This is a genomic window from Arthrobacter sp. 3Tela_A, from assembly GCF_049311025.1.
GTDB lineage: Bacteria > Actinomycetota > Actinomycetes > Actinomycetales > Micrococcaceae > Arthrobacter_B.
Genome location: NZ_JAXIOM010000039.1, coordinates 14,435 through 37,501, shown reverse-complemented (window position 1 = coordinate 37,501; position 23,067 = coordinate 14,435). Strand labels below are relative to the sequence as shown.

At 67.0% G+C, this 23,067-nt stretch carries 20 protein-coding genes and 1 pseudogene; 13 read left to right on the top strand and 8 right to left on the bottom strand.

Going from position 1 to position 23,067, the window contains the following annotated elements:
- The 9 genes and pseudogenes from TVC13_RS12130 to TVC13_RS12090 form a co-directional block, all read left to right on the top strand.
- Positions 1-710, top strand: a pseudogene (locus TVC13_RS12130) (hypothetical protein); the annotation flags it as partial.
- A gap of 66 nt (positions 711-776) precedes the next feature.
- A complete protein-coding gene (locus TVC13_RS12125; RefSeq protein WP_422401448.1) occupies positions 777-1,913 on the top strand; it encodes an ROK family transcriptional regulator in 1,137 nt (378 codons plus the stop codon).
- A 51-nt stretch (positions 1,914-1,964) separates the two neighbouring features.
- The gene (locus TVC13_RS12120; protein ID WP_422401447.1) at positions 1,965-3,029 is read left to right on the top strand and encodes an extracellular solute-binding protein; all 1,065 of its coding nucleotides are present in this window, start codon (positions 1,965-1,967) and stop codon (positions 3,027-3,029) included.
- 86 nt (positions 3,030-3,115) lie between these two features.
- A complete protein-coding gene (locus TVC13_RS12115; protein ID WP_422401446.1) occupies positions 3,116-4,204 on the top strand; it encodes an ABC transporter ATP-binding protein in 1,089 nt (362 codons plus the stop codon).
- Positions 4,201-6,015, top strand: coding sequence for an ABC transporter permease (locus TVC13_RS12110; RefSeq protein WP_422401445.1), 1,815 nt, complete (start codon positions 4,201-4,203; stop codon positions 6,013-6,015). Before TVC13_RS12115 ends, TVC13_RS12110 begins: the two co-directional genes overlap by 4 nt.
- 2 nt (positions 6,016-6,017) lie before the next feature.
- Entirely contained in the window at positions 6,018-7,508 is a 1,491-nt protein-coding gene (locus TVC13_RS12105) for a lyase family protein (protein ID WP_422401444.1), read from the top strand.
- Positions 7,505-8,446: a carbohydrate kinase family protein gene (locus TVC13_RS12100; protein WP_422401443.1), complete on the top strand. Its 942-nt coding sequence runs from the start codon at positions 7,505-7,507 to the stop codon at positions 8,444-8,446. Before TVC13_RS12105 ends, TVC13_RS12100 begins: the two co-directional genes overlap by 4 nt.
- A gap of 9 nt (positions 8,447-8,455) precedes the next feature.
- On the top strand, positions 8,456-9,511 hold the full coding sequence (locus tag TVC13_RS12095) for an amidohydrolase family protein (RefSeq protein WP_422401442.1): 1,056 nt from the start codon (positions 8,456-8,458) through the stop codon (positions 9,509-9,511).
- Positions 9,508-10,275 carry a glucosamine-6-phosphate deaminase gene (locus tag TVC13_RS12090; protein ID WP_422401441.1) on the top strand — a complete coding sequence of 256 codons (768 nt, stop codon included), beginning with the start codon at positions 9,508-9,510 and terminating at the stop codon, positions 10,273-10,275. Before TVC13_RS12095 ends, TVC13_RS12090 begins: the two co-directional genes overlap by 4 nt.
- Positions 10,276-10,314: 39 nt before the next feature.
- Here TVC13_RS12090 and TVC13_RS12085 read toward each other — a convergent pair whose 3' ends face one another.
- The gene (locus tag TVC13_RS12085; protein WP_422401440.1) at positions 10,315-10,692 is read right to left on the bottom strand and encodes a VOC family protein; all 378 of its coding nucleotides are present in this window, start codon (positions 10,690-10,692) and stop codon (positions 10,315-10,317) included.
- Between the two features lie 354 nt (positions 10,693-11,046).
- Between TVC13_RS12085 and TVC13_RS12080 the strand changes: the two genes are divergently transcribed.
- The 3 genes from TVC13_RS12080 to TVC13_RS12070 are packed head-to-tail and all read left to right on the top strand — an operon-like array spanning position 11,047 to position 13,523.
- Positions 11,047-11,913, top strand: a complete 867-nt coding sequence (locus tag TVC13_RS12080) for an aldo/keto reductase (RefSeq protein WP_422401439.1) — start codon at positions 11,047-11,049, stop codon at positions 11,911-11,913.
- A gap of 45 nt (positions 11,914-11,958) precedes the next feature.
- Complete coding sequence (locus TVC13_RS12075) at positions 11,959-12,660, top strand: type 1 glutamine amidotransferase domain-containing protein (RefSeq protein ID WP_422401438.1); 702 nt, start codon at positions 11,959-11,961, stop codon at positions 12,658-12,660.
- Positions 12,661-12,680: 20 nt separating this feature from the next.
- On the top strand, positions 12,681-13,523 hold the full coding sequence (locus TVC13_RS12070; protein WP_422401437.1) for an SDR family oxidoreductase: 843 nt from the start codon (positions 12,681-12,683) through the stop codon (positions 13,521-13,523).
- Between the two features lie 310 nt (positions 13,524-13,833).
- Here the strand turns inward: TVC13_RS12070 and TVC13_RS12065 are convergent, their stop codons facing one another.
- The 7 genes from TVC13_RS12065 to TVC13_RS12035 form a co-directional block, all read right to left on the bottom strand.
- Entirely contained in the window at positions 13,834-15,306 is a 1,473-nt protein-coding gene (locus TVC13_RS12065; protein ID WP_422401436.1) for an amidase, read from the bottom strand.
- Positions 15,303-16,562 carry a M20 family metallo-hydrolase gene (locus TVC13_RS12060; RefSeq protein WP_422401435.1) on the bottom strand — a complete coding sequence of 420 codons (1,260 nt, stop codon included), beginning with the start codon at positions 16,560-16,562 and terminating at the stop codon, positions 15,303-15,305. Before TVC13_RS12060 ends, TVC13_RS12065 begins: the two co-directional genes overlap by 4 nt.
- A 55-nt stretch (positions 16,563-16,617) precedes the next feature.
- A complete protein-coding gene (locus TVC13_RS12055) occupies positions 16,618-17,961 on the bottom strand; it encodes an MFS transporter (RefSeq protein ID WP_082413690.1) in 1,344 nt (447 codons plus the stop codon).
- Positions 17,962-18,289: 328 nt separating this feature from the next.
- Entirely contained in the window at positions 18,290-19,204 is a 915-nt protein-coding gene (locus tag TVC13_RS12050) for a LysR family transcriptional regulator (protein WP_422401434.1), read from the bottom strand.
- 62 nt (positions 19,205-19,266) lie between these two features.
- Positions 19,267-19,722 carry a DUF3817 domain-containing protein gene (locus TVC13_RS12045; protein WP_422401433.1) on the bottom strand — a complete coding sequence of 152 codons (456 nt, stop codon included), beginning with the start codon at positions 19,720-19,722 and terminating at the stop codon, positions 19,267-19,269.
- A gap of 78 nt (positions 19,723-19,800) precedes the next feature.
- The gene (locus tag TVC13_RS12040; RefSeq protein WP_422401432.1) at positions 19,801-20,601 is read right to left on the bottom strand and encodes a nitrilase-related carbon-nitrogen hydrolase; all 801 of its coding nucleotides are present in this window, start codon (positions 20,599-20,601) and stop codon (positions 19,801-19,803) included.
- A gap of 87 nt (positions 20,602-20,688) precedes the next feature.
- Positions 20,689-21,612 carry a DUF5996 family protein gene (locus TVC13_RS12035; RefSeq protein WP_422401431.1) on the bottom strand — a complete coding sequence of 308 codons (924 nt, stop codon included), beginning with the start codon at positions 21,610-21,612 and terminating at the stop codon, positions 20,689-20,691.
- 163 nt (positions 21,613-21,775) lie between these two features.
- On the opposite strand from TVC13_RS12035, the gene TVC13_RS12030 reads away from it, so the two are divergent.
- A complete protein-coding gene (locus TVC13_RS12030; protein ID WP_422401430.1) occupies positions 21,776-23,059 on the top strand; it encodes a multidrug effflux MFS transporter in 1,284 nt (427 codons plus the stop codon).
- Positions 23,060-23,067 lie beyond the last annotated feature (8 nt).

The window sequence follows — 23,067 nt, the reverse complement described above, 5'->3', positions numbered from 1 at the left end:
CCGTTGCGGACCCCGTATCCCCCACTCCGGATCCAGAGGCGGTTCCGGAGCCGGATACCGGCCTAAGCGCAACACAGAATCCGGCCGAAGACGCGCCCGGCAGCGGCACCTCCGCCGCACCCGGGAGCGCGGCTGCCGGGGGCACCGCTCCAGTGGCAAACGCCGAGCAGGTGGCCCTGGCCTCGCGGACAGCGTGGAATCCAGCCGGGAGGGACAGGGTGGCCGCCGCCCTTGCGGCTGCCGATGCCTACACAGCAGCGCACCCGGGAACAGCTGAGGTAGCCGTCTACTCTTCGGTCCGTGCCGGCCTGGCCTGCGGGTCAGCCGAAGACAGCACCGCGCTGGTGACCCGCGCCCTGCGGAGCGCCGGCTACACCTTCACCGGCTGCGGCCCGGAGGACATTCTCAGCTGGTTCACCGGCCACCCGGAGTACGCAGCCGTCCTGCCGGATGATTCCTCCGCCCGGCCCGGCTCACTGGCGGTGGTCCGCGGACCGTCCGGAAGGGCCGTCATCGGGGTATACCTCAGCGACGGGCTGGCTGTGTTCGGTGGAGATGCGGCCGCCGTCTGCACCGTTTCGGGGTCAGCGCAGGCTCCTGCAGTCCACCCGGTCATTGCCCCTGCAGACCTGTTCCGGACCCTGCAGCTGCCCGTCGGGACTGCGGTGGAGGAAGCACCGGTTTACATCCGTCCGGTACCGTTCGCCTGACTGTTCTGCCGATCCGGTCCTGAAAAAGGCCTTGCAATCTTACTTTCTTCACCGTATAAAGTAAGAATGTCATCCACCTCACATGCACCAACTGGCCGCCGGGAACTCCGGCGGATCCGGGTGGAATCCGTCGTGGGAGCGCTCCTGTCCCAGGGCCCCATCTCCCGCACCGACCTGGCCGCAGCCACGGGCTACAGCCCCTCCACCGTGACCGGAATCGTGCATGAACTGCAGGAACTGGGTTATCTCCATGAGGTCGGCCAGCGCGAATCCACCGGCGGACGGCGCCGAACCCTCATGGAAATCGACCGCTCGGCGGTAGTCCTGGTGGTTGCCGAAATCTGCCGCGGAAGTGTCCGTGCCAGCCTCATTGACCTGGATGCCCACGTGCTCGAAACCCGGGAATCGGTGTTCGACGCCGAAGATCCGGTGGCCTCCACGGCGCAGGCCGTTTCAGAACTCACCGCCGCAGCGCCCCGCCGCCCGGCCCGGCTGGTCCTGGCACTGCCAGGCGTCGTGGGAACTGACGGTACCGTCAGTTTGGCGCCGGACTTCGCCGCGGCAAACGGTTCGGAACTTGCCGGGGAGCTGCAGCGCCGCACCGGACTCCAGGTCACCCTTGAAAACGACGTAAACCTGGTGGCCCTCGGCGAGCGCAGCGCCGGCGCAGCCGCCGGCGCTGATGACCTCGTGCTGATCCACGTGGCCGAAGGCGTCGGTGCCACCATCCTGAGCGGCGGCAGGCTCCTTCACGGCGCCACCCGCTCCGCCGGCGAAGTTGGCTTCCTGCCCGTGGCGCCCCGCCCGCTCCCCCACGGCAACCGGGGCCCCTTCGAGGCAGCCTGGAGCACCCCGGCCATCGCTGCAGCCGCCAAATCGGCGGGGCTCGACGCCGGCGGAGGCGTGATTGCCCGCATGTGCACTGACGAGCGCACCCGGACCCTGCGCGACGACGTACTGGATGCCTGGGCCTGGGCCGCCGTCGTCTGCGCCTGTGTCCTGAATCCGGCGCTCGTGGTGTTCTCCGGAGACGCCGTCGGCCTGGATGACCCGGCCCGCACCGCACTGACCAACCGGATCCGCGCCGCCGCGCCGTCGGCACCGGATGTCACCTTCGCGTCCCTGGGCCCTGCCGGCATCCTGCACGGAGCCGTTGCCCGCGTCCTGGAAGACCCCTCTGCCCTCATTACCCCCGGCGGCTGAACTGCCGGCTCCAAGATCACCCCGCACCACCCACACCCCAAGGAGAAGTACATGAAACGCACTTTCCGCAAACCGCTCGGCGCTGTTGCCGGCGGCCTGGCGCTGATGCTCGCACTCTCGTCCTGCGGCCTGGACGATTCGTCCTCCGGCGCCGAAGGGTCCGACGGCGGAACCCTCACCATCTACACCGCCCGTGACAAGGGCCTCGCCGAAGCAGTCGTGGCCGACTTCGAGGCAGCCAACCCGGACTACGCCGGCAAGGTGGAGATCCTCACCCTCGGCGCCCAGGAAGCGCTGGAGCGCATCCGCGCCGAGAAGGCCAACCCGCAGGGTGACATCTGGTGGGGCGGCACCGGCCAGCAGATGAAGCAGGCAGCCGGCGACGACGTCCTTGCTCCCGCCCCCGAAGCCGTGATCGATGCCGTTCCGGAGGCCCTGCGCGACCCCAGCGGACTCTGGGTCGGTGAGATGCAGCTCGCCGAGGTGATTTTCTACAACCACGACATGCTCAGCGAAGAAGAGGCCCCGAAGGACTGGGACGACCTGATTGCTCCGGAAATGGCTGACAAGGTGGCTATCCGCGACGTTGAGGCTTCCGGCACCATGCGCAGCATTTACGCAGCCATGATCGACCGTCAGTACGACGCCGCCGGCTCACCGGAGGCCGGCTACGACTGGCTGCGCAAGCTCGACGCCAACACCAAGGTCTACGCGGCCAACCCGACCGACCTGTACCTGCGCGTGACGCGCCAGGAAGCCGCAGCCAGCGCCTGGAACCTGCAGGACGTCATGCTGCAGATCGAAAACCAGAACGCCCCCTACACCCCGGTGATCCCGGAGTCCGGTGCCCCGATGCTGGTGGACGGCGTGGCCAAGATCAAGAACGGACCCTCCAGCGAAGCCGCTGATGCGTTCCTCGAGTTCCTCTTCAGCGAAGAGACCCAGAAGGACCTCTCCGAGACCTACTACCAGATCCCCTCGATCGAGATGACCGAGACCCCGGCCTGGCTGGCCGAGCTGGACCTGGTGGAAATGGACGTTGACTGGGACCGCATTGGCCAGAACGAATCCGAGTGGATCGGTTACTGGGCCGAGAACATCAAGGGCAAGGGCTAACAAGCCCGGACAGGGGGGGGGGGGGCGGGGGGGGGGCGCCCCCCCACCTCCTGAACCTTCCAACCCCCTACCTGCGGAGAGCAGCCATGACACGAGTCCTCCTCGAATCGATTGAAAAACGGTACCCTGGTGCCGCGCCTTCAGTGGCAGACCTCAACCTCACCATCGAAGACGGAGAGTTCTTCACCCTTCTGGGTCCGTCCGGGTGCGGCAAATCGACCACCCTGCGCATGGTTGCGGGCTTCATCCAGCCCTCCCGCGGGCGGATCCTCTTCAACGACCGTGACGTCACGAATACCGCGCCCAACCGCCGCGACACCGGAATGGTCTTCCAGAACTACGCCCTGTTCCCCCACATGACCGTCCGGGCCAACGTGGGCTACGGCCTCAGCGTCCGCCGCACCGCACGCGCTGAAAAGAACAAGCGGGTGGACCGCGCACTGCAGCAGGTTGGCCTCGAAGGCTACGCAGACCGCCGCATCGACATGCTCTCCGGCGGACAGCAGCAGCGTGTTGCACTGGCCCGGGCCCTGGTCATCCAGCCCTCGGTCCTGCTCCTGGATGAGCCGCTCTCCAACCTGGATGCGAAGCTGCGTGAGGAAACCCGCGCGGAAATCCGCGGCACCCAGAAAGCTGCCGGCATCACCAGCATCTACGTCACCCACGACCAGGCCGAGGCCATGGCCATGAGCGACCGCGTCGCCATCCTTGAATCCGGGCGGCTGCACCAGGTTGCCCCGCCGCGGGAGGTCTACCACCGGCCGGCCACGTCCTTCGTGGCCCGGTTCATCGGCCGCTCCAACGTGCTGGAGTGCACGGTGCTGGAGACAGGCACCGACTCCGTACACCTTAAGCTGGCCGACGGTTCGGTGCTGCGCGCCCCGCGGGTGGCCGGCACAGTCTCCGGCAACGCTGCCGCAGGCGACACCGCAGCAGTAAGCCTGCGCCCGGAATCATTCGCCATGCACACGGACGCCGGCGGCGAGAGCCGTCCGGGCACCCTCCGCGGCACGGTCAAGACAGCTGAATTCACCGGTGCCGTGAACGTCTACGAAGTCGACTGGAACGGCAAGGAGCTGGTGGTCTCCGTCCCCGATTCCGAGGACCGGGCGCAGCCCGGGGACAGGGTCACCCTGTTCCCGCATCCGGACCGGGTCTGGCTGGTAGCCCCGTGACCGGCCTCGCCGCAAGACTGCGGAACCGCAGCGGAACCACATCCTCGGACCGGTTCATCTACTGGCTGGCCATTCCGCTGGTCCTGGTCCTGCTGATTTACATCGTCATTCCGATGTTCGCCACGGCGCGCACCAGCGTCGACGGCGGAGTAGGCAACTACAGCGGCTTCTTCGGCGGAAACTCCGGCCGGGCCCTGGGCCTGTCCGTAGGCATCTCCGTGATCTCCGTGATCACCACCGGCATCATCGGCACGGCACTGGCCGTGCTGCTGACCCGCTTCGACTTCCCCGGCCGCAACGTGCTGCGCCTGTTCGCGATGCTGCCCATGGCGCTGCCGCCGCTGATCGGCGCTGTCTCCTTCTACTTCCTCTACGCCGAGAGCGGGATCCTGCCGCGCTTCCTGGCGCAGTACTTCGGCGCCGACCCGGGAGCAGTCTCCGCCAACGGCGTCCTGGGTGTGCTCCTGGTCCACACCATGACCATGTACCCGTACTTCTATCTGGCGGTCTCCTCCGGCCTGGCCGGTTCCGACGCCTCCATGGAAGAAGCTGCCCTGAACCTGGGTGCCAGCCGCTTCACCATGTGGCGCACGGTGCTGCTGCCCATGCTGACTCCGGCCCTGGTCTCCGGCGCCCTGCTGACCTTTATGGTCTCCATGGCTTCCTTCACCGCACCGCAGTTCTACAACGTGCAGACCCTGACCATGCAGATCGTCGCTTCCCGGACCTCCGGCGCCTACGAACTCGCGGCTGCCCAGTCCACCGTGCTGTCCATCGTCTCCATCCTCTTCCTGCTGGCAATGCGCTGGTACCAGAACCGGCGGGTGCACCGCAGTGCTTCCAAGGGCACCCCGCAGGCCGTGAAGGTCATCCACGGAACTCTCCCCCGCCTCGGCGCCGGCCTGGGCTCCGCCGTCCTGGTGCTGATCCTGATGGCACCGGCGGCGGTGATTGTGCTGCTGGCCTTCACTGTGGACGGTTCCTGGACCGTGCAGATCCTGCCCAGCCAGTACACGCTGGGGAACTTCTCCCGGATCTTCACCGACCCGGCGACCCTGCGTCCGATCCTGGTGAGCAGCCAGATGGCGTTCATCGCCATGATCGCCTGCACCGTGGTCGGTGTCATTGCCTCCTGGGTAGTCACCCGGTGGAAGGGCCCGGGCAAGGGACTGCTGGACGTGATGGTGATGATCCCGTGGGCGCTGCCCGGCACCGTCGTCGGCGTCAACCTGGTGACCGCGTTCGCCAGCCCTTCGCCCTTCAACCTGGGCCAGGTCCTGATCGGTTCGCTGTGGATCCTTCCGGTCGCCTACTTTGTGCGGTTCCTGCCGCTGGTCTTCCGCTCGGCCAACGCCGCGCTGGCCCAGATCGATCCCTCCGTTGAGGAAGCTGCCCGCAACCTCGGTGCCGGGCACTGGCGCGTGCTGCGCACCGTGACGGTTCCGCTGATGTACCGCGGCATCCTCGCCGGCGCCCTGATGGCCTTTATCCAGGGCTTCGGTGAGTACGTGGCCTCCGTAGTGATCTACCCGGCACGTTTCGCGCCGCTGTCCGTGGAGATCTACAACCGGATCTACTCCAACGAGTTCGGCACCGCCGCAGCGTACGGCACCCTGCAGATGGGCCTGATCCTGATCGTCCTGATCATCTCCCAGCGGCTGGAGAACCCGGGCAGCGGCGGCATCGCCAAGATGCTTCGGCGCCGCCGCCGTCCCACCGTGGAGACTCCGCTGGTTGGCCCCATGCCTCCCACGGCCACCCCGCTGCCGATCCCCACTTCCGCCGCCCCCGACCTGAAGCCGGTGAAATAAGCATGACTACCCCCTCACGTCCGCTCCTGACCGACCGCCCCGACCTGTCCGTTTACTGGGACAACCATCTGCGTGATGCCTTCGAGGAGGCCGCAGCCAACATCTACCCGCCCATGGTGGAAGCCTCCCTGGCCCACGTCTGGATGCTCGACGACGAAGGCATCCTGCCGCGGGAACGTTCCGCCAGGCTGGAGAAGGGCCTGCTGGAACTGTGGGAGCGGATCACCGACGGGCGGCAGGAATACCAATTCGACGGTTCCGTGGAAGACCCGTACTACTTCATGGAACAGCAGCTCGCCGCTGCCTGCGGCATCTCCACCTCGGAACTGGACGTCCAGCTGGCCCGCAGCCGCAACGACCTCGACGCCGGTGCCTTCCGGATGGTGCTCCGGCGCCAGATCCTCGACCAGGCGGACCTGGTGTTCCAAGCCGCCGCCGACGCCGCTGAACTGGCCCGCCGGCATGCCGACGCCCTGATCATCGGCTTCACCCACCGCCGCCCTGCCCAGCCCACCACCATCGGCCATGTTTTGGGCGGCTTGGCCGAAGCCCTGCTGAGCCAGGGACGGGAGCTGCTGGACATCTATGCGGAGATGAACGTGTCTCCGCTGGGCTCCGCGGCGTTCACCGGATCCGACGTGCCGATCAACCCCCAGACGGTCGCTGACCTGCTGGGCTTCGATTCAACGTTCACGTCCAGCTACGAGGCCGTCGCCGGGGCAGAGCACTTTATGCGCCTGGCCGCTGCGCAGGCACGGATCTGCGCCACCGGGGCGCGCTTCTCCCGGGTGCTGCTGGAATGGATGACTTTCGGCTGGGTAGCCACCCCGGACGCCTACACCCAGGGCTCTTCGATCATGCCGCAGAAGAAGAACCCGGTGGTGCTGGAGCACATGGTCTCCATGGCCGGCGCCGCTGCCGCGGACATGTCCGCCACCTACGCGAACATTAACTCCGGCTGGTACGAGGACTCCAACAACGCCACCACCGATGTGCAGAAGCACCTGTGGCGTGCCTCTGACCGGGTGATCCGGTTTGTGCGGATGCTGGATGGCCTGCTGGGCGAATTCACCGTACTGCGGCTTCCGGACAGGGCGGAGATCGTCCGCTCCGGCGCCACCACCACGTCCGTGGCAGAAGCGCTGGCAGTCGCCGGCGTGCCCTGGCGCGGAGCGCACGACGTCGTCGGGCGGCTGTTCAAGTCCGCCGATCCCACAGCGTGGTCGCGGGAGCAGGTGACCGAGGCCCTGGCCGCGGGGAACATCAACACTGACCTGACAGACCTGGTGCTGGCTGCCGGCACTGACCCGGGACGGATCCTGGACCGGCCGCAGGCAGGCAGCCCCGGCATCAAGGCGGTCACCGCCACAGCTGACCGTGCGACGGAAGCCGCCCGCACCCTGGCCGTCCGTGCCGCGGAACTGCGCACCGGCATCGACGCAGCCCGTGCCGCCCTGCTGGAACGCGCACAGGCCCTGGCGGCCGCGGCATGAGCGGTGCGCAGGCCACCATCACCGTTATAGGGAACACCAATCTGGACATCATGGTGTCCGGAGCAGCAGCACTCCCGGAGCCCGGAACCGAGGCGATCGTGCCGGGGATCGACATCCGGCTGGGCGGGTCCGCGGGGAACCTCGCAGTCCGCTGTGCCGGACTGGGACAGGAAACCGTCCTGGTCAGCAAGGTTGGGGATGATGCTTCCACCCGGTTGGTGGAGGCAGAACTTGCCCTGCCCGGGCTGGATGCTGTCCTGGTGCGGGACGCCGGGTTGCCCAGCGGCATCACTGTGGCAGTTGAAGCGCCGGGCCGCGACCGTGCCTTCATTTCCTCTCTGGGTGCCATGGCGGAACTTGCGCCGCAGGACGTGCCGTCCGGCGCGCTGCAGGCCGGTACCGTGGTGCTGGCCGGCTACTTCCTGCTGCCGAGGCTGCGCGGGGACGCCTCCCATGAGCTCTTCGCCGCAGCGCATAAGAACGGCGCTCTTACCGTACTGGACACCGGCTGGCCCGCTGAGGGCTGGACCGAGGACGTCCGGGCGGAGGTCCGCAGCGTGCTTGGCTCCGTGGATCTGTTCCTGCCGAACAGCGACGAGCTCACGGGGCTCACCGGGAACCCGGACCCGCGCAGCGCTGCCCTGCAGCTGGCCGCGCAGACCTCCACCATGGTCGCCGCCAAGCTCGGGGCTGACGGCGCAGGGCTCGCCCTGCCGGACGGAACGTGGCTGCACTCCGCCGCCCGGCCCGTGACCCCGGTGGACAGCACCGGCGCCGGGGACGGCTTCAATGCCGCGTTCCTGGCCTGCCTTGCCCGCCGGGATTCACCCGCCCAGGCGCTGGCCGCCGCCGTCGGCTACGCCACCGAGCTGGTGGCCACGGCGCCCGAGCGGCGCGGCGCCGTCGTACTGCCCGAATCCCAGCCTCTGCCCCTGTAGGAGGAACCCGTGCATGTCTCCCGAATCGGGAACCGCCCTGTGGTGCAGGGCCTTTCCATCATCGATTTCCATCTGCATTTCCGGATGCCCTTCGATCCGCTGACCCGCTCACTGTCCGGCGGCCAGTTCGCCTGTGAGGAATCCAGTGCTGCTGCCGCGGACCGCGCGGCGAAGGTCGCCGGCATGTCAGCACAGTGGCGGCGCAGCTGGGACTTCGCTGACCCGGAACCTGCCGCGGCGGATCTCGGCTGGGAAGCCGAAGCAGACCGCTGGACCGCGGAGCTTGACCGGCACCATATTGAACACGCCGCGTTTGTCACCGCCGGCGGGAACAAGGAGATGGCAGCGCTGGTGCAGCGGGGTGCCGGGCGTTTCACGGGCCTGGCAGCCATGGCCGATCCGTTCGCGCCCGGTGCGGCGGAGGAGTTCCGGCGCGCGGTGCGGGACGACGGGCTGCGCGGCCTGAAGCTCTTCGCGCCGCTGATGTCCTCCCGCATCGACGACCCCGCGGCGGATCCGCTCTGGCGGGTTGCCGCCGAGTACCAGGTACCCGTGCTGATCCACTTTGGCCACTGCGGCTCCGCCGGCGGAATCGCGCACAACGCCATGATTGAACCTGCGTGGCTGGAAGCCGTTGCCAAGCGGCATCCGGACGTGACGTTCGTGGTGCCCCACTTCGGCATCCAGCACGTTCAGCAGGTGCTGTTCCTGATGTGGGCCTGCCCCAACGTGCTGGTGGACACCTCCGGCTCCAACCAGTGGGTGCGGTTTATGGCCCAGAAACTGACCCTCGAGGACCTCTTCCGCCGGTTCTATGAAACCCACGGCCCGGAGCGGATTGTCTTCGGCACTGATTCGTCCTGGTTCCCGCGAGGCTACGCACGGCGTTACCTGGTGGACCAGCTGCGGATCTGCTGGGAAATGGGCATGCCCGCAGCGGACGTGCAGAAGATCTTCGGCGCCAACGCCGCCGGCCTGCTTGGCCTCACGGACTGGGCACCGGCTGACCCGGAGCTGGCGCGTTCCCTCTCGCTGGACGGGTCCCTGAACGGAGCCGCAGAATGAGCGTGCGGGTGCTGGCTGCTTCATCTTCCCAGGACTTGGGCATGGCTGCGGCCGATGCTGTCATGGAACGCCTGGCTGCACGTTCGAATCCGGTGCTGGGCATCGCCACGGGTTCTTCCCCGCTGCCGCTCTATGAGCAGCTGGCGCGGCGGGCCCGGGAGCTGCCGCGTCTGCGAGGCTTCGCCCTGGACGAATACCTTGGTCTGCCGCCGGGCCATCCGCAGAGCTACCGCGAGGTGGTGCGGCGGGAAGTCATCGATCCGCTGGGTTTGGATCCGGACGCGGTGCTGGTGCCGGACGGCACGGCCGCTGATCCGGAGGCCGCCGCCGCAGAGTACGAGGCCCTGATCCGCGCCGCCGGCGGTGTTGACGTTCAGATCCTTGGAATTGGCAGCAACGGCCATCTCGCATTCAACGAGCCGGGGTCCCCGCTGGACTCCCACACTCGGGTGGTCGAGCTGACTGCCAGCACCCGGGAAGCCAATGCCCGGTTCTTTCCCTCGCTGGGTGAAGTGCCGACGCACGCGCTGACCCAGGGGCTGGGCACCATCCGGGAGGCGAGGTCCCTGGTCCTTCTGGCTTCCGGAACCGGCAAGGCAGAAGCCATTGCCGCAGCGTTGAACGGCCCGGTGACACCGGAGGTCCCGGCCTCCGTCCTGCAGCTGCATCCGGACGTGACGGTACTGCTGGCCGGCGGCGCCGAAGCCGGGCTGGTTCCCGGCAGCTACAGCCTGGTCCGGGAAACCCGCGCGGCGGGACGCTGATACACCTGGATCCCCTGGTATCCGGATTCCCCTGCCTGCCTACTGGGCCGGCAGGGCCGGCAGCTCCTGCAGGGACCACTGGTTGCCGTCCGGATCGCTGAAGTACACAAACGTGCCCCAGTCCAGCGGCGTCACTTCGCTGACCCCTGCCACGCCGCCGTCGAGCAGGTGCTGGCGGGCCTCGGCCGCGCTGGGCACCACTATCTGGATGCGCTGGCTGCCGGGGACCATGTCAGTGGTCCCTTCTCCAATCACCACGGAGCAGGCCGATCCGGGCGGTGTCAGCTGCACGAACCGCAGGCTGTCATCCACCCGCTGGTCAAAGTCGTCCGCGAAGCCAACCTGGTTCACGTAGAAGTGTTTGGCGGCGTCAACGTCGGACACCGGCACGGGTACAAGTTCTATTTTCCAGTCCATGCGCAGGACGATACGCGCGGCAGGGAACCGGAAAAACACCGGTGAGGTCAGCTCCTGTCCGCATTCCGCGACGGCATTCCCAGCTCCCCGGTCCAGCAGGCATAACCTCGCCGGGCGGACGCAGCGCGGCGTGCCGGGATTCCCATGTTCTGTGACGGGCGGTAACTGGTGTGACCCCACCGGTCACAGGGGTATCACCGCGTGGGAACCCTGGCCGGAGGGATGCGCTACAGGGCAGGAATCGGGCCAGCGAGTACCCCAGCCGGCCGGACTCCGGAGCCAGACACCCCGTCCCACCGGCGCAAATACGATCCCGGTGGAATAAGCCTGCTTAGTATCAGGTTGTACCCCTACATGACTGAGCAGACTGAAAACACCCTGTCCGCGACCATCGACCTCAAGGACCTCGGCGTGGTTCAGCGCCTCGGCTTCGGGGCCATGCGCATTGTCGGCCCCGGTGTCTGGGGCGAGCCGGAAAGCCGCGGCACCGCCGTCGAGGTGGTGCGCCGCGCCGTCGAGCTGGGCGTCGACTTTATTGACACCGCAGACTCCTACGGCCCGAACATCAGCGAAGAGATCATCGCCGAAGCCCTCTACCCCTACCCGGACGGCGTCCGGATCGCCACCAAGGCCGGATTTGTGCGTACCGGACCGGACGAGTGGATTCCGCTGGGCCGCCCCGAGTACCTGCGCCAGCAGGCGGAACTGGGCCTGCGCAAGCTGAAGGTGGATTCCCTGGACCTGTTCCAGCTGCACCGCATCGACCCCACTGTGGATGCCGAGGAGCAGTTCCGCGTGCTGGCCGAGCTGCAGAAGGAAGGCAAGGTCAAGGCACTGGGCCTGTCCCAGGTCAGTGTGGAGCAGCTGCAGGCAGCCGAGAAGCACTTCACCGTCTCCACCGTGCAGAACCGCTACAACCTTACGGACCGTTCCTCTGAGGACGTCCTTGAATATGCCCAGGCCAACGGAATCGGGTTCATCCCCTGGGCGCCGATCTCCGCCGGGGAACTCGCCAAGCCCGGCGGCGTGCTGGATGAAGCAGCCAAAAACCTCGGAGCCACCACCTCCCAGGTAGCCCTGGCATGGCTTCTGAAGCGTTCACCGGTGATGATGCCCATTCCGGGCACCGGCTCCGTGGCCCACCTTGAAGAGAATTTGGGCGCCCGGGACCTGGTGCTCGACGACGCCACATTCGAGGCGATCGACGCCGCCGCACGGTAGCCGTCTCCCCGCCCGCTTCTTACACCTCCGAAGGAAGGACCCTCCATGAACAACATCCTGATGGTTGTCTCCGCCGCCGATTCCCTCACCATGAAGGACGGCTCCGAACACCCCACCGGTTTTTGGGCCGAAGAACTGGTTGAAGCCCACCGCACCCTGGCTGAAGCCGGACACCGCATCACCTTCGCCACCCCCGGCGCCAAGGCTCCGACCGTGGACGCGATCAGCCTGCAGCCGGACCAGGCCGGCGGCGAGGAAAAGGCCGCACACCTGAAGTCCTACCTCGAAGAACTGCGTCCGGAGCTGAACTCCCCCATGGCGCTGGCCGACGTCGCACCCCTGGAATACGACGCCGTCGTCATCCCCGGCGGACACGGCCCCATGGCAGACCTGGCCACGGACTGGGACATGGGCCGGATCCTCATTGCGGCGAACGACGCCGGCATGCTGATCGCCCCGTTCTGCCACGGCCCGGCGGCGCTGCTCAGCGCCGAAACCCCGGAGACCGGCTTCGCGTTCTCCGGTCGCCGGCTCACCGTCTTCACCAACGACGAGGAACTGAACGGCGGCACCGGGGAAAACACCCCCTGGATGGTTGCTGACGCGCTGGCTGACAAGGGTGCCGTTGTGGAGGCCGGTCCGGCCTGGGAGAGCTTCGTCGTCACCGACGGGAACCTGATCACCGGCCAGAACCCGCAGTCCAGCGTCGACGTCGCGCAGCAGGTCCTCGCCTCACTGCCCGACTAGATTTCTGGCAGAGTAAAGCCATGACTGTCCTGATTGCCGGCTGCGGCGACCTGGGCACGGAAGCCGGCCTGCGGTTCGCCGCGGCCGGCTTTCCCGTGCTCGGCTGGCGCCGCTCCGCCGAAAAGATCCCCGCTCCCCTGACCGGCCAGAGCGCCGACCTCACCGGGCAGCTGCCCGTCATTCCGGCCGACACCGAAATCGTGGTGATTTCAACCGCTGCCGGGGAACGCACCGAAGCGGCCTACCGGTCCGCTTACGTGGACGGCACGGCGAACGTGCTGGATGCCTTGGAGCGCGACGGCGTGCAGCCGCGGAGGATCCTCTTTGTCTCATCCACCGCCGTGTACGGGGACGCCGAAGGCGGCTGGCTGGATGAAGACTCCCCCACGGCTCCGGCTTCGGTGACCGGCGCCATCATCCGCGAAGCCGAGGACCTGCTGCATGCCCGCCGGCCGGATGCGGTGGTGCTGCGTCTGGCCGGAATCTACGGTCCCGGGCGCACCCGGCTGATTGACCAGGTCCGTTCCGGCGCGCCTGATCCCGGCCCTGGGCAGCTGACCAACCGGATCCACCGGGACGACGCCGCAGCGGCCATTGTGCACCTGACGACGGCTACGGCCGAGCCGGCACCCCTGTATCTGGGGGTCGACGACGAGCCCGTGGAACAGCGCGATGTGCTGGCTTTCCTCGCCGGTGAATTGGGCACGGCTTTGTCGGCCGGTGAATCCGGCAAATCAAGCCGGGGCGGCAACCGGCGCCTGTCCAACGCACGGCTACGGTCCACCAGGTTCAGCTTCGCGTATCCGACTTTCCGGGAGGGTTACCGGGCGGTGCTTGCCGGGGAAGGCGTGCGGCACGGCTGAGCGGCTAGAGCTGGGCGTATCCGCAGGCACTGGCGATAGGAGGCGTCCGGCCGCGTCAGCGGAGGAGAAGGCAGCTGGTCCGGAGGATGTCTCGGGCTTGCTGCCCGGGCCTCGGCTAGGCACGGGGTTCCTCCACTTTGGGACTTTCCTGCCGGTTTCGGACTTTCCTGCGCGGCGCCGTGGCAGGAAAGTCCCAAACTGGCAGGCTTGTCCCAAACCGGAGGGATTACGCCCACGTTCGGCGCCCAAACCGCAGGCATGTCCCAAACCGGAGGCATGGGTAGCCGCAGCCGCCGAGACCGACGCCGCGCTACAGCTGCGGGTACCGCCCCGCCCAGGGCCGCAGGACCTCGATGGCCGCACCCGCCCGGAACACGGATTCCTCCTGGAACGGATGCCCAACCACCTGCACCCCGGTAGGCACGCCGTCCGCACCGAAGCCGGACGGCACCGCCAGGACCGGGCAGCGGTTCGCAATGTTGAACGGCGCCGTCAGGTGACCCTCCCAGTAGTGCTTCAGCCGGGTTCCGGCCACCTCGATGCCGTCAAGATAATCGGCATCCGCGGCCAGTGATCCCGTTCCCGAGGTGGGGCAGAGCAACACGTCGAAACCGGCCATTGCCGTTGCCAGCTCCGACTGGATCTTCGCCTCCGCCGCCAGCCCTTCAACCAGGGTGCTGCGCTGTGCAGCCGCCCGGGCGTCTGCCATGAACCGGCGGGTGTAGGAGGCCAGTGAGTCTTCGGTCCCGGCTGTGGCTTCCTCCATGGCCGGACCCAGGATGTGGCCAAAGTGGGTGAAGATCGTGTCCCGGATACCGGCGGTGGTCCACGGCAGTTCCACTTCTTCCACCACGGCTCCGGCTGCCTGCAGTGCGGCGGCAACGGCACGGGTGTTGGCTTCGACTGCGATGTCCAGCGGATAGTCCCCCAGTCGCAGGCAGAGTGCCACGCGCATCCCGGCTGCGTTTCCGGCGTCGGGATAGCCCAGCGGCAGCGTGCCCGGCCCGCCGAAGGAGGCGTGGTCCCCCGGGTGCTGGCCGGACATCACGTTGGCCAGCAGCGCGGTGTCCGCAACGGTGCGTGCCATGGGCCCGTCACCGCGGTACCAGTCGGCGGAGAGCGGAGCCTGTCCGGGGATCCTGCCGTAGGGCGCCTTGTAGCCCACCGTCCCGGTGAAGGCAGCGGGCAGCCGGGTGGACCCCGCGATGTCCGACGCCGTTGCCAGCGGCGCCAGGCCGGCGGCCAGTGCAGCTCCCGCTCCGCCGGAGGACCCGCCGGGTGAGCGGTCCAGGTTCCACGGATTGCGCGTGACGCCCCACATGGGGCTGTGCGTCACCGTAGCGCAGCTGAACTCCGGTGACGTGGTACGGGCGTGCATTATTCCCCCGGCAGCACGGATGCGCTCCACCACGGGATGGTCGGCCGCGGCTACGGTAGCGGCCTGGGCAAGCAGTCCCTGGGAGAAGCTGCGCCCGGCCAGGGCGTGCTTCTCCTTAGTCGCCACGGGCAGTCCCAACAGGGACCGCCGTCCGGCGCTTCCCCGCAGGTACTCTGCTTCCGCGCTGCGGGCCTGGACCATTGCGTCGTCGAACATGGTTTCCGTGAACGCGTTGACCGCCCCGTTGACGGTGCCCGTACGCTCGATGGCTGCCTGGAGCAGTTCCACGGGAGACAACTCCCGGGAACGGAACAGTTTCAGTGCAGTGACGGCGTCCAGATAGTGCAGCGGCGCCTCCCCTGCCGGGCGTGCGGACAGGTCTTCGCCGGTGGCCGGTGTGCTCATGCTGCCGGACCCGTGGCTTGGTCCGTCAGGGCACCGTGCACGAGCTTCCAGCCGAGTTCGGTGAGCGCTTCCAGTCCGGCAACCATGTCCTCGTCCTTGGTGAACTCGCGCTCACAGTGGGAGACCCCGTCCACGGAGGGAATGAAGAGCATGACGGTGGGCGCAATGCGGTTCAGCGCCACCGAATCGTGCCCCGCCATGGTCTGGATCCGGCGAATCCCCAGCCCCAGCTCAGCAGCAACCTTCTCCGCCAGTTCGAGCCCTTCCGCGGGGTAGCACTGGATGCCGCGGATATCGAAGTCGTTCACGTTGATGGTGATGTCGTGTTCCCGTGCAATGGCGTCGATGTCCGCGAGCAGGGACGCGCGGGCTTCGCTGACGATCTCCGGTGATGCCGACCGCAGGTCCGCCACCAGGTGGACCCGGCGGGCGACGACGATCGGCGAGTTCGGCTCCAGTGTCATCCGCCCCACCGAGGACACCAGTGCCTCATCGGCGAACTTCTTCGTCACGTCGTGGACCAGCAGCACCACCTTGGACGCCGCCACCAGGGCATCGTGGCGGTCTGCCATGGCAGTGGCGCCGGTGTGCGACTGTTCGCCGAGCACCTCGATGTCCAGTTTCTGGGTGTACCAGGAATAGTCGACGGCGCCCAGCGGCAGCTGCTCGCGTTCCAGGATGCGTCCCTGCTCAATGTGGATTTCCGCGTAGCTGGCCACTTCCGGCCGCTCATCCGTGCCGAGGTACCCGATTCCGGACAGGGCCTCCCGGACGGAAACCCCGGCAAGGTCACGGACCTCCAGCATGGCCTCTTCATCCATGAGCCCGGCAAACACCGAACTGCCCATGATGGACGGCGCGAACCGTCCGCCTTCCTCGTTGAACCAGTTCACAACCGCCAGGTTGAAGACCGGGGTTCCGCCGGCGGCCTGAAGACGCTCGGTGATCCGGGAGGCGGCGTGGAGGCCGGCGATCACGCCGTACGCGCCGTCGAACCGGCCGCCCAGCGGCTGGCTGTCCAGGTGCGAGCCAACCAGCACGTACGGTGCGCCGGGAACCAGCTCGATCAGCGCGAACATGTTGCCGATGCTGTCCACACGCACCTCCCAGCCGCGGGCCTCGGCGTAGGCGGCAAACCAGTCCCTGGTCAGCTTGTCTTCAGCGGTGGCTGCTTGCCGGTCGACGCCGTTGGCTGGGGTGGCGCCAATGGCGGCGACGTCGTGGAAATCCTTCAGGAAGGCCTGGGATGAAGTCATGGTTTCTTTCCTTTGATTCAGGCGGGCTTGGTCCGTGCGGCCGTACCGAGCGGCGCTAGCCCATGCGGCCGCGGGTTTCCGGCACTTTGGTGAGGGTGAGCAGCAGCAGCACGATCACGGCTGCAGCACTCATGTAGAAGCCCGGCGAGTACGCCACGTCCGTCGCGGCTACCAGTGCGGTGCCAACGAACGGGGCGGTGCCGCCGAAGATGGCATAGGCAACGTTGTAGCTGATGGCTGCGGAGGTGAAGCGGGTCTTGGTGGTGAAGATTTCCACGAAGAACGTGTAGCAGCCGCCGCCGTAGATGCAGAGCGGAATGACGAAGAGCAGCTGGCCCAGGATGGCCAGTCCCAGCACGCCGCTGGTCACCAGCATGAAGCAGGGAACGGCGAAGACGGCCAGTGCTGCCGAGCCGGCAATCAGCATGGGCTTGCGGCCAACCCGGTCGCCGATGATTCCCCCCAGCGGCAGGAGCAGTGCGTAGAACGCCATGGCTGCGGCGTTGGCGAGCAGCGACTGGTCACGGCTGAGGTTGCCGGTGGTCTGGACGTAGGAGACGAAGTAGCCGGAAAGGAAGTAGAAGCCCATTGCCGTGAGGCCCATGACGAAGATGACCTGCAGCATACGGACCTTGTTGGTGCGGAAGGTCTCGCGGATGGGGCTGTATTCCTTGGTCTGGTTTTTGGCCAGGACTGCCTTGAAGACTTCGCTTTCCTCGGTCTTGGCGCGGATCCACAGGCCGAAGAGGGACAGCGGCAGTGCCAGCAGGAACGGGATGCGCCATCCCCAGCTCTGGAAGTCGGCGTCGCTCATGGACTGGCTGAGGATCAGGATCAGCGTTCCGGCCACCACGGAGGGCAGCGCGGTGGCTGCGAGGGTGATGTTGAGCCAGAAGCCGCGGCGGTTCGCCGGTGCGTGTTCAAAGACGAACGACGGCGCACCCACCGATTCACCGCCGGCCGAGAAGCCCTGCACCAGCCGGCAAAGCACCAGCAGGGCCGGAGCCAGCGCACCAATGGTGGCGTAGGTCGGCAGCAGTCCGATGGCTGCAGTCGCAGCACCAATGGAGACAAGCGTGATGTAGAGGACCCGGCGCCGGCCGATCTTGTCGCCCAGGGCACCGAAGAACAGTCCGCCCAGCGGCCTGATCAGGAAGGCGACGCCGAAGGTGGCAAAAGTGGACAGCAGCCCGATGAAGGCGCTTTCGCTGGGGAAGAAGAGCTGGGAAAGGACCACGGCTGAGAGGCCGTAGAGGGCGAAGTCGTAGAACTCGATGAACTGGCCAACGCTGCCGCCGGCCAGGACACGCTTCTGCATGCCTGTAATGCGGGGCTTGGCACCTTCCGCCGGAGCGGACTGGACACTGGTGTCGTGCGGAGTCACTTCGTTCGTAGTCATGAAAGCCACCGTACGCAAACCGGGTTTAGGCTCCGTTGCCCGCGGTTTCCGGAACGTAACGTCTGGCTGGTGGTTGTGTCGGCAGTGTTTCCCTCTGCCGGTCCGCTCTGCGCGGATTGTGTAATACCGCGGAAACGTGGTTCTGAGCTGTTCAACTGCACTCCTGGGGATCGGCGCCGGTCAGCAGCCGTGTTCTCCGCGTCGTTGCGGGGATGGGGCGGCCTGCTGCCGGCAGGCAGAGATGATGATGGGTCCACTCTGGTGACCTGCGTCACAGATGTCCAGTTGATGTTTATGAAGCGTGCGATCGATTTCGTTGATGCGAGGATCAGCGATCTGCGCCGTACAGCCGCCCGCACACCGCCTCAAAAGCCAGGGCCCGGCGGGTGGGGCGGACCCCGGCCGGCCGAACCAGCATGACTTCGATTCCGGGTACATCATCGGTGAGCCGAAGCGGAACAACCCGGCCACCGGCATAGGTCTGGTCATGGTGCAGCCGCTGGTTCAGCACCGAGTAGCCGTGCCCCCGGCCAACGAAAGACCGCACCGTTTCATAGCCGGAGGCACGGTGGCGGATCTTCGGCCGCACCCCGGCGGCGGCAAACAGGCTCATGAAGTACTCACGGGTGTGCGGCAGGTCAAGCAGGATCATCGGTTCGTCTTCGAGCTGCACCAGTGATACTTCACCGTCCGGACTGGCGGCTAGGGGATGGCTTTCAGCCACGAGCACATGGGCAGTTATCCGCTCCACCACCTTGGTGGTGAAGCCTTCATCCAGCCCCAGACCGTACATCAGCGCCAATTCGCACTCGCCATCCAGCAATGAGCGCCGGAGGTATTCCTGGTCTCCTTCCAGGAAAGAAATCTGCACCTCCGGGTGCGCCGTTTCGAAGGCCTGCAGGATCACCGGGGCACGGAAGGGTGCCAGCGGAGCAAAGACTCCCACACGCAGTTCACCCGTGAGCGCGTCCGAGTAGCCGCGCGCCGCTTCATAGAGTGCATCGGCTTCTTCCAGGAAGGGCGCCAGGTCCTTGGCGAACTGCCGGCCCGCCGCGGTCAGCCGCATTCCCCGCTGCCGTCCGCGGATAAAGAGCTGGACGTCGAGGTCCTTCTCCAGCTGGCTGACCGCAGCGGAAAGCGCCGACTGGGTGACGTTGAGTTCGCGGGACGCCGCAGTCATGCTCTCGGCTGCCGCGACGGCGGCGAAGTACCGCAGCTGCACCAGGGTAAACGGTTTGGCCATGCGCCCATCCTGCCAGCACCGGGGGCGGCTCACCCGGTTGTGACGCCCGGGCCGAAGCTGGGTTAGCCCTTGGGGATGGGCGGGCCGAGCCAGAGCAGGATCAAGAACACCACCGCGACGCCGGCCACGGCAACCAGGGCTGCCGCCACGGGACGGCGCAGCACCATGGCCTGCACCTTGTCCACGAAGTTCTTCGGTTCCTCACCGCCCGGGCCCAGGCGCCAGCCGCCTTCGAGCAGGCCGCGCTTGTCCAGCGACTTTTCGAACGGGATGGTGGCCCAGGGAACGACGGCGAGCGCAACGCCCAGCACGCCGGTGGCAGCGGACCACTTCTGGTTGACCCACACAAACACGGTCACGGCGGCGTAGGACAGGAACACAAAACCGTGCAGGCCGCCGGCAATCGGCGTGAAGGCTTCGTTGCCGAACGCGTACTTGGCCACCAGGGCCGCGATCAGCAGGGTCCAGGTCACGGCTTCGGCGAAAGCCAGAGCGGTAAACAGTTTGCGGGGAGTCATGGAGCAGGCCGCCTTCCGAAGGGGGTTTGCCAACATTATGTCAGCATGGACCTGCCAGCCCTAATTCCGGGCAGCCTCCTAGCGGTACAGCTCCGGGCGCATGTCCTGGGCATAAGTGTTGATCCGCCGGGCCCGCTGCGCCTCGGCCGGATGGATGTCCGTCAGCAGCAGCTCCTCCCCGTCCGCGGCGGCCTGCGCGAGCAGGGTGCCGTACGGGGAAGCGATCACGCTGGTGCCGGTAAAGCCGGGCCCTGAGTGGTTCGCGTACGCAATGTAAACACCGTTCTCCAGCGCCCGCGCCGGGACCAGGAGGGTGGAGATCCGTTCGGCGTTGTAGGTGTGCAGCGGCTGCGGACCGCCGACGTCCCCGGTTGCGGGCACCGCCGTCGGAATGCACAGCAGGTCCGCCCCGGCGCGCACCGCCGCGCGGGCATATTCCGGGAATTCGATGTCGTAGCAAATGCCCAGGGCCACCCGGAGGCCGCGGAAGTCCGCTGACCTGGGGATCCCGGCGCCCGGTGTAAAGGCACCGCGTTCCTCGTCGCCGAACAGATGGGCCTTGCGGTAGCGCAGCAGCTCCGTGCCGGTTTCGTCGAAGAGCGAGGCAGTGATGAAGCGGGTCCCGGCGTCGTTCTCCACAGTGGAGGCGACGACGCCGATGCCTTCCTCGTCCGCGATGGTGGCCAGCTGGCTGCGCAGGGCCGCGCCGTCGGAGCCCGCCGCCTGTGCCGGGGCGTAACCCGTGGCGAACAGCTCGGGTGTCACCAGCAGGTCTGCTCCGGCGTCGGCGGCGCGGACTGCTGCCCGCCGGATCAGGGCGAGGTTTGCCTTGGGTGCACCCACCTCGGATACCGCCTGCAGCACAGCTATGCGGGCCATGTTCGCTCCTCCGGCCGGCGGGCCTGAGGTTCCCGTTCCGGCGTCGTGCCTATATTGCCACCCCAGTCTAGGCAGCCCGCCCTGAGATTACGCCGGGGATGAGGACGCGGGATAGGAAAGCGGTTCGGTGATCCACTCCAGGTCCGCCCACCGGTCCATGCGCTGCACAATCTCGAAGCTGCTGCGGCACATATCCACCACGGCCTGTTCCGGATCCGGATAGGAGAAGGCATCCTCCAGCGTCAGGATGAACTCGCTCATCTGCGGCATGAACTCCGCACGGTCCGGCCTGAGCATGGAGGAGTAGCTCTCGATCCCGGAGAAGAACGGATACGGCATGCCGAAGAAGGCCGGCTTGGACATCTTCACGTCACCCGGCCAGAAGCCGTACTCCACGAACTTCTCGTCAAAGCAGTTCACCCCAATGACGTCGCTCCCGCTGTACGGGGCAGCTTGTCCGGCGAACACGGTTCCGGACAGGTCCATGGTGCCGAACCAGAACTCGGGCATGTCCACCTTGCCCCGGAAGGGCGCCAGGAAACGGGAGAGACTGCGGTGGGCGAAGTGCAGGTTCTCCAGATACATTTCCACCGCACCGCGGTCCCAGGAGGAGTGCTTGGTGTCCTCGTCGAAGGGCGTCTCGTCATAGAACTCCTGCGGCGTGGTGTTGATGGCCGTCGGCATGCCGATGTAGTCCAGCGCGGCCATCAGCTGGGAATGGAAGTCAGCCACGCTCAGGCCGTCGCCCAGCGGGATCCGGGATTTGCCGCCGTCGGTGTTCTGCACGTCCACGTGGTGCTGGCGCAGGTTGAAGTAGATCTCAAAGCTGGAGCCGCTGCCGGGGATGATCCCGGTGCCGATCCCGTCGATAGTCAGCGGCATCCGCACGTGCCCCCACTCCGGACGCTTGTAGCTGCGCTCGATTTTGACCTTGCCGGCCATCTGGAGAAAGAGGTGCAGGGTATCTGCTGTGTCCTGCCATTCGGTGTAATCCAGGATCCGATTTTCCATGGGTATCGCCTCAGCTCGGTGGCGCTCAACGGGGTTCATTCAACAGGGGCGGGATGTTCCTCCAGTGTGAAACTCCGTACTGGACCGGTCAACGCTTCCCGCCCCTCGCCTATACTGGCCGAGGCCCACCGTCTTTTTAATCCTGCTTAGGAGTCCCTCCCCGGTGTCCAAAACCTCCCCCGCACGCACCTCTTCCCGCTCCCGGAACCTGAAGTACATCCTGATGCTCGGTGCCCTCGCCGCTCTGCCGGCGGTAACCACCGACATGTACCTTCCGGCGCTTCCCGAGGTCGCCTCGGACCTGGCCACCACAACGACGGCAGCCCAGTTCACGCTCTCCGGCACCCTGCTGGGAACCGCCGTGGGCCAGCTGGTGATCGGCCCGCTCTCCGACCGGTTCGGCCGAAGGCTGCCGCTGCTGATCGGCATCTCGATGCACATCGTGACGTCGCTGCTGTGCGCGATCGCCCCGAACATCGGCATGCTGATTGGGCTGCGGATTCTGCAGGGCTTCTTCAACGCGGCTGCCTCAGTAGTGGCCATCGCCGTTATCCGGGACCGATTCACCGGATCCGACGCCGCGCGCCTGCTCTCGCGGCTGATGCTGATGATCGGCCTGGCCCCGCTGCTGGCGCCGACCCTGGGGCAGGCTGTGGCCGGCATCTGGGCCTGGCGGGCCGTCTTCTACGCGCTGGCGCTGATCGGCGTGATCCTGGTGGTCATCGTGTGGCGCTGGATGCCGGAAACACTGCCGCCGGAACGGCGGCTGGCGAAGGCGAAGAAGGGCACCCCGAAGTCCGGCAAACCCGGCGGCTACCGGGTTCTGCTGCGCGACCGCCGCTTCCTTGCGTTCGCCGTTATCCCGGGCCTGTCGATGGGCATCATCATGAGCTACGTGGTGGGTTCCCCGTTCGTGATGCAGGAAGAGTACGGCCTCTCCCCCGCCACCTTCGCGCTGATCTTCGCCGTGAACGGCGTCGCCATGGTGGTCTCCTCCCAGGTGAACGCCTCCCTGCTGAAGCGCTTCCCCTCCGCCGGGATCCTGCGCATCGCCGCCCCGGTGCTGCTGGTCCTGGCCGTCATCCTGCCGATCATCATTGCCACCGGTTTCGGCGGCGTCATCGGCCTGGTGGCCGGGCTGTGGGTGGTGCTGGGCATGCTGGGCTTCATCTTCTCCAACGCCACCTCCCTGGCGCTGGACGGCTACGGGCACATGGCCGGAACGGCCGCTGCGCTGCTGGGCTGCCTGCAGGTGGGACTGGCCGGGCTCATCAGCCCGCTGGTCGGTGTCTTCGGCGGATCGGCACTGTCCATGGCCGGCGTGATCATCGGCTGTGCCGTGCTCATCAACGTGGTCCTGGCGACGACGCCGGCCTACCGCCGCAGCGGACGCCGGCTCGGCACGGCTGCCCAGCCCGACGGCGCCGGCACCGCGGACCAGGCCTAAACGGACCA

Coding starts and splice junctions, on each gene's coding strand:
- TVC13_RS12125 (WP_422401448.1), top strand. CDS start 777: ATGTCATCCACCTCACATGCACCAACTGGCCGCCGGGAACTCCGGCGG.
- TVC13_RS12120 (WP_422401447.1), top strand. CDS start 1,965: ATGAAACGCACTTTCCGCAAACCGCTCGGCGCTGTTGCCGGCGGCCTG.
- TVC13_RS12115 (WP_422401446.1), top strand. CDS start 3,116: ATGACACGAGTCCTCCTCGAATCGATTGAAAAACGGTACCCTGGTGCC.
- TVC13_RS12105 (WP_422401444.1), top strand. CDS start 6,018: ATGACTACCCCCTCACGTCCGCTCCTGACCGACCGCCCCGACCTGTCC.
- TVC13_RS12100 (WP_422401443.1), top strand. CDS start 7,505: ATGAGCGGTGCGCAGGCCACCATCACCGTTATAGGGAACACCAATCTG.
- TVC13_RS12090 (WP_422401441.1), top strand. CDS start 9,508: ATGAGCGTGCGGGTGCTGGCTGCTTCATCTTCCCAGGACTTGGGCATG.
- TVC13_RS12085 (WP_422401440.1), bottom strand. CDS start 10,692: ATGGACTGGAAAATAGAACTTGTACCCGTGCCGGTGTCCGACGTTGAC.
- TVC13_RS12080 (WP_422401439.1), top strand. CDS start 11,047: ATGACTGAGCAGACTGAAAACACCCTGTCCGCGACCATCGACCTCAAG.
- TVC13_RS12075 (WP_422401438.1), top strand. CDS start 11,959: ATGAACAACATCCTGATGGTTGTCTCCGCCGCCGATTCCCTCACCATG.
- TVC13_RS12070 (WP_422401437.1), top strand. CDS start 12,681: ATGACTGTCCTGATTGCCGGCTGCGGCGACCTGGGCACGGAAGCCGGC.
- TVC13_RS12065 (WP_422401436.1), bottom strand. CDS start 15,306: ATGAGCACACCGGCCACCGGCGAAGACCTGTCCGCACGCCCGGCAGGG.
- TVC13_RS12060 (WP_422401435.1), bottom strand. CDS start 16,562: ATGACTTCATCCCAGGCCTTCCTGAAGGATTTCCACGACGTCGCCGCC.
- TVC13_RS12055 (WP_082413690.1), bottom strand. CDS start 17,961: ATGACTACGAACGAAGTGACTCCGCACGACACCAGTGTCCAGTCCGCT.
- TVC13_RS12050 (WP_422401434.1), bottom strand. CDS start 19,204: ATGGCCAAACCGTTTACCCTGGTGCAGCTGCGGTACTTCGCCGCCGTC.
- TVC13_RS12045 (WP_422401433.1), bottom strand. CDS start 19,722: ATGACTCCCCGCAAACTGTTTACCGCTCTGGCTTTCGCCGAAGCCGTG.
- TVC13_RS12040 (WP_422401432.1), bottom strand. CDS start 20,601: ATGGCCCGCATAGCTGTGCTGCAGGCGGTATCCGAGGTGGGTGCACCC.
- TVC13_RS12035 (WP_422401431.1), bottom strand. CDS start 21,612: ATGGAAAATCGGATCCTGGATTACACCGAATGGCAGGACACAGCAGAT.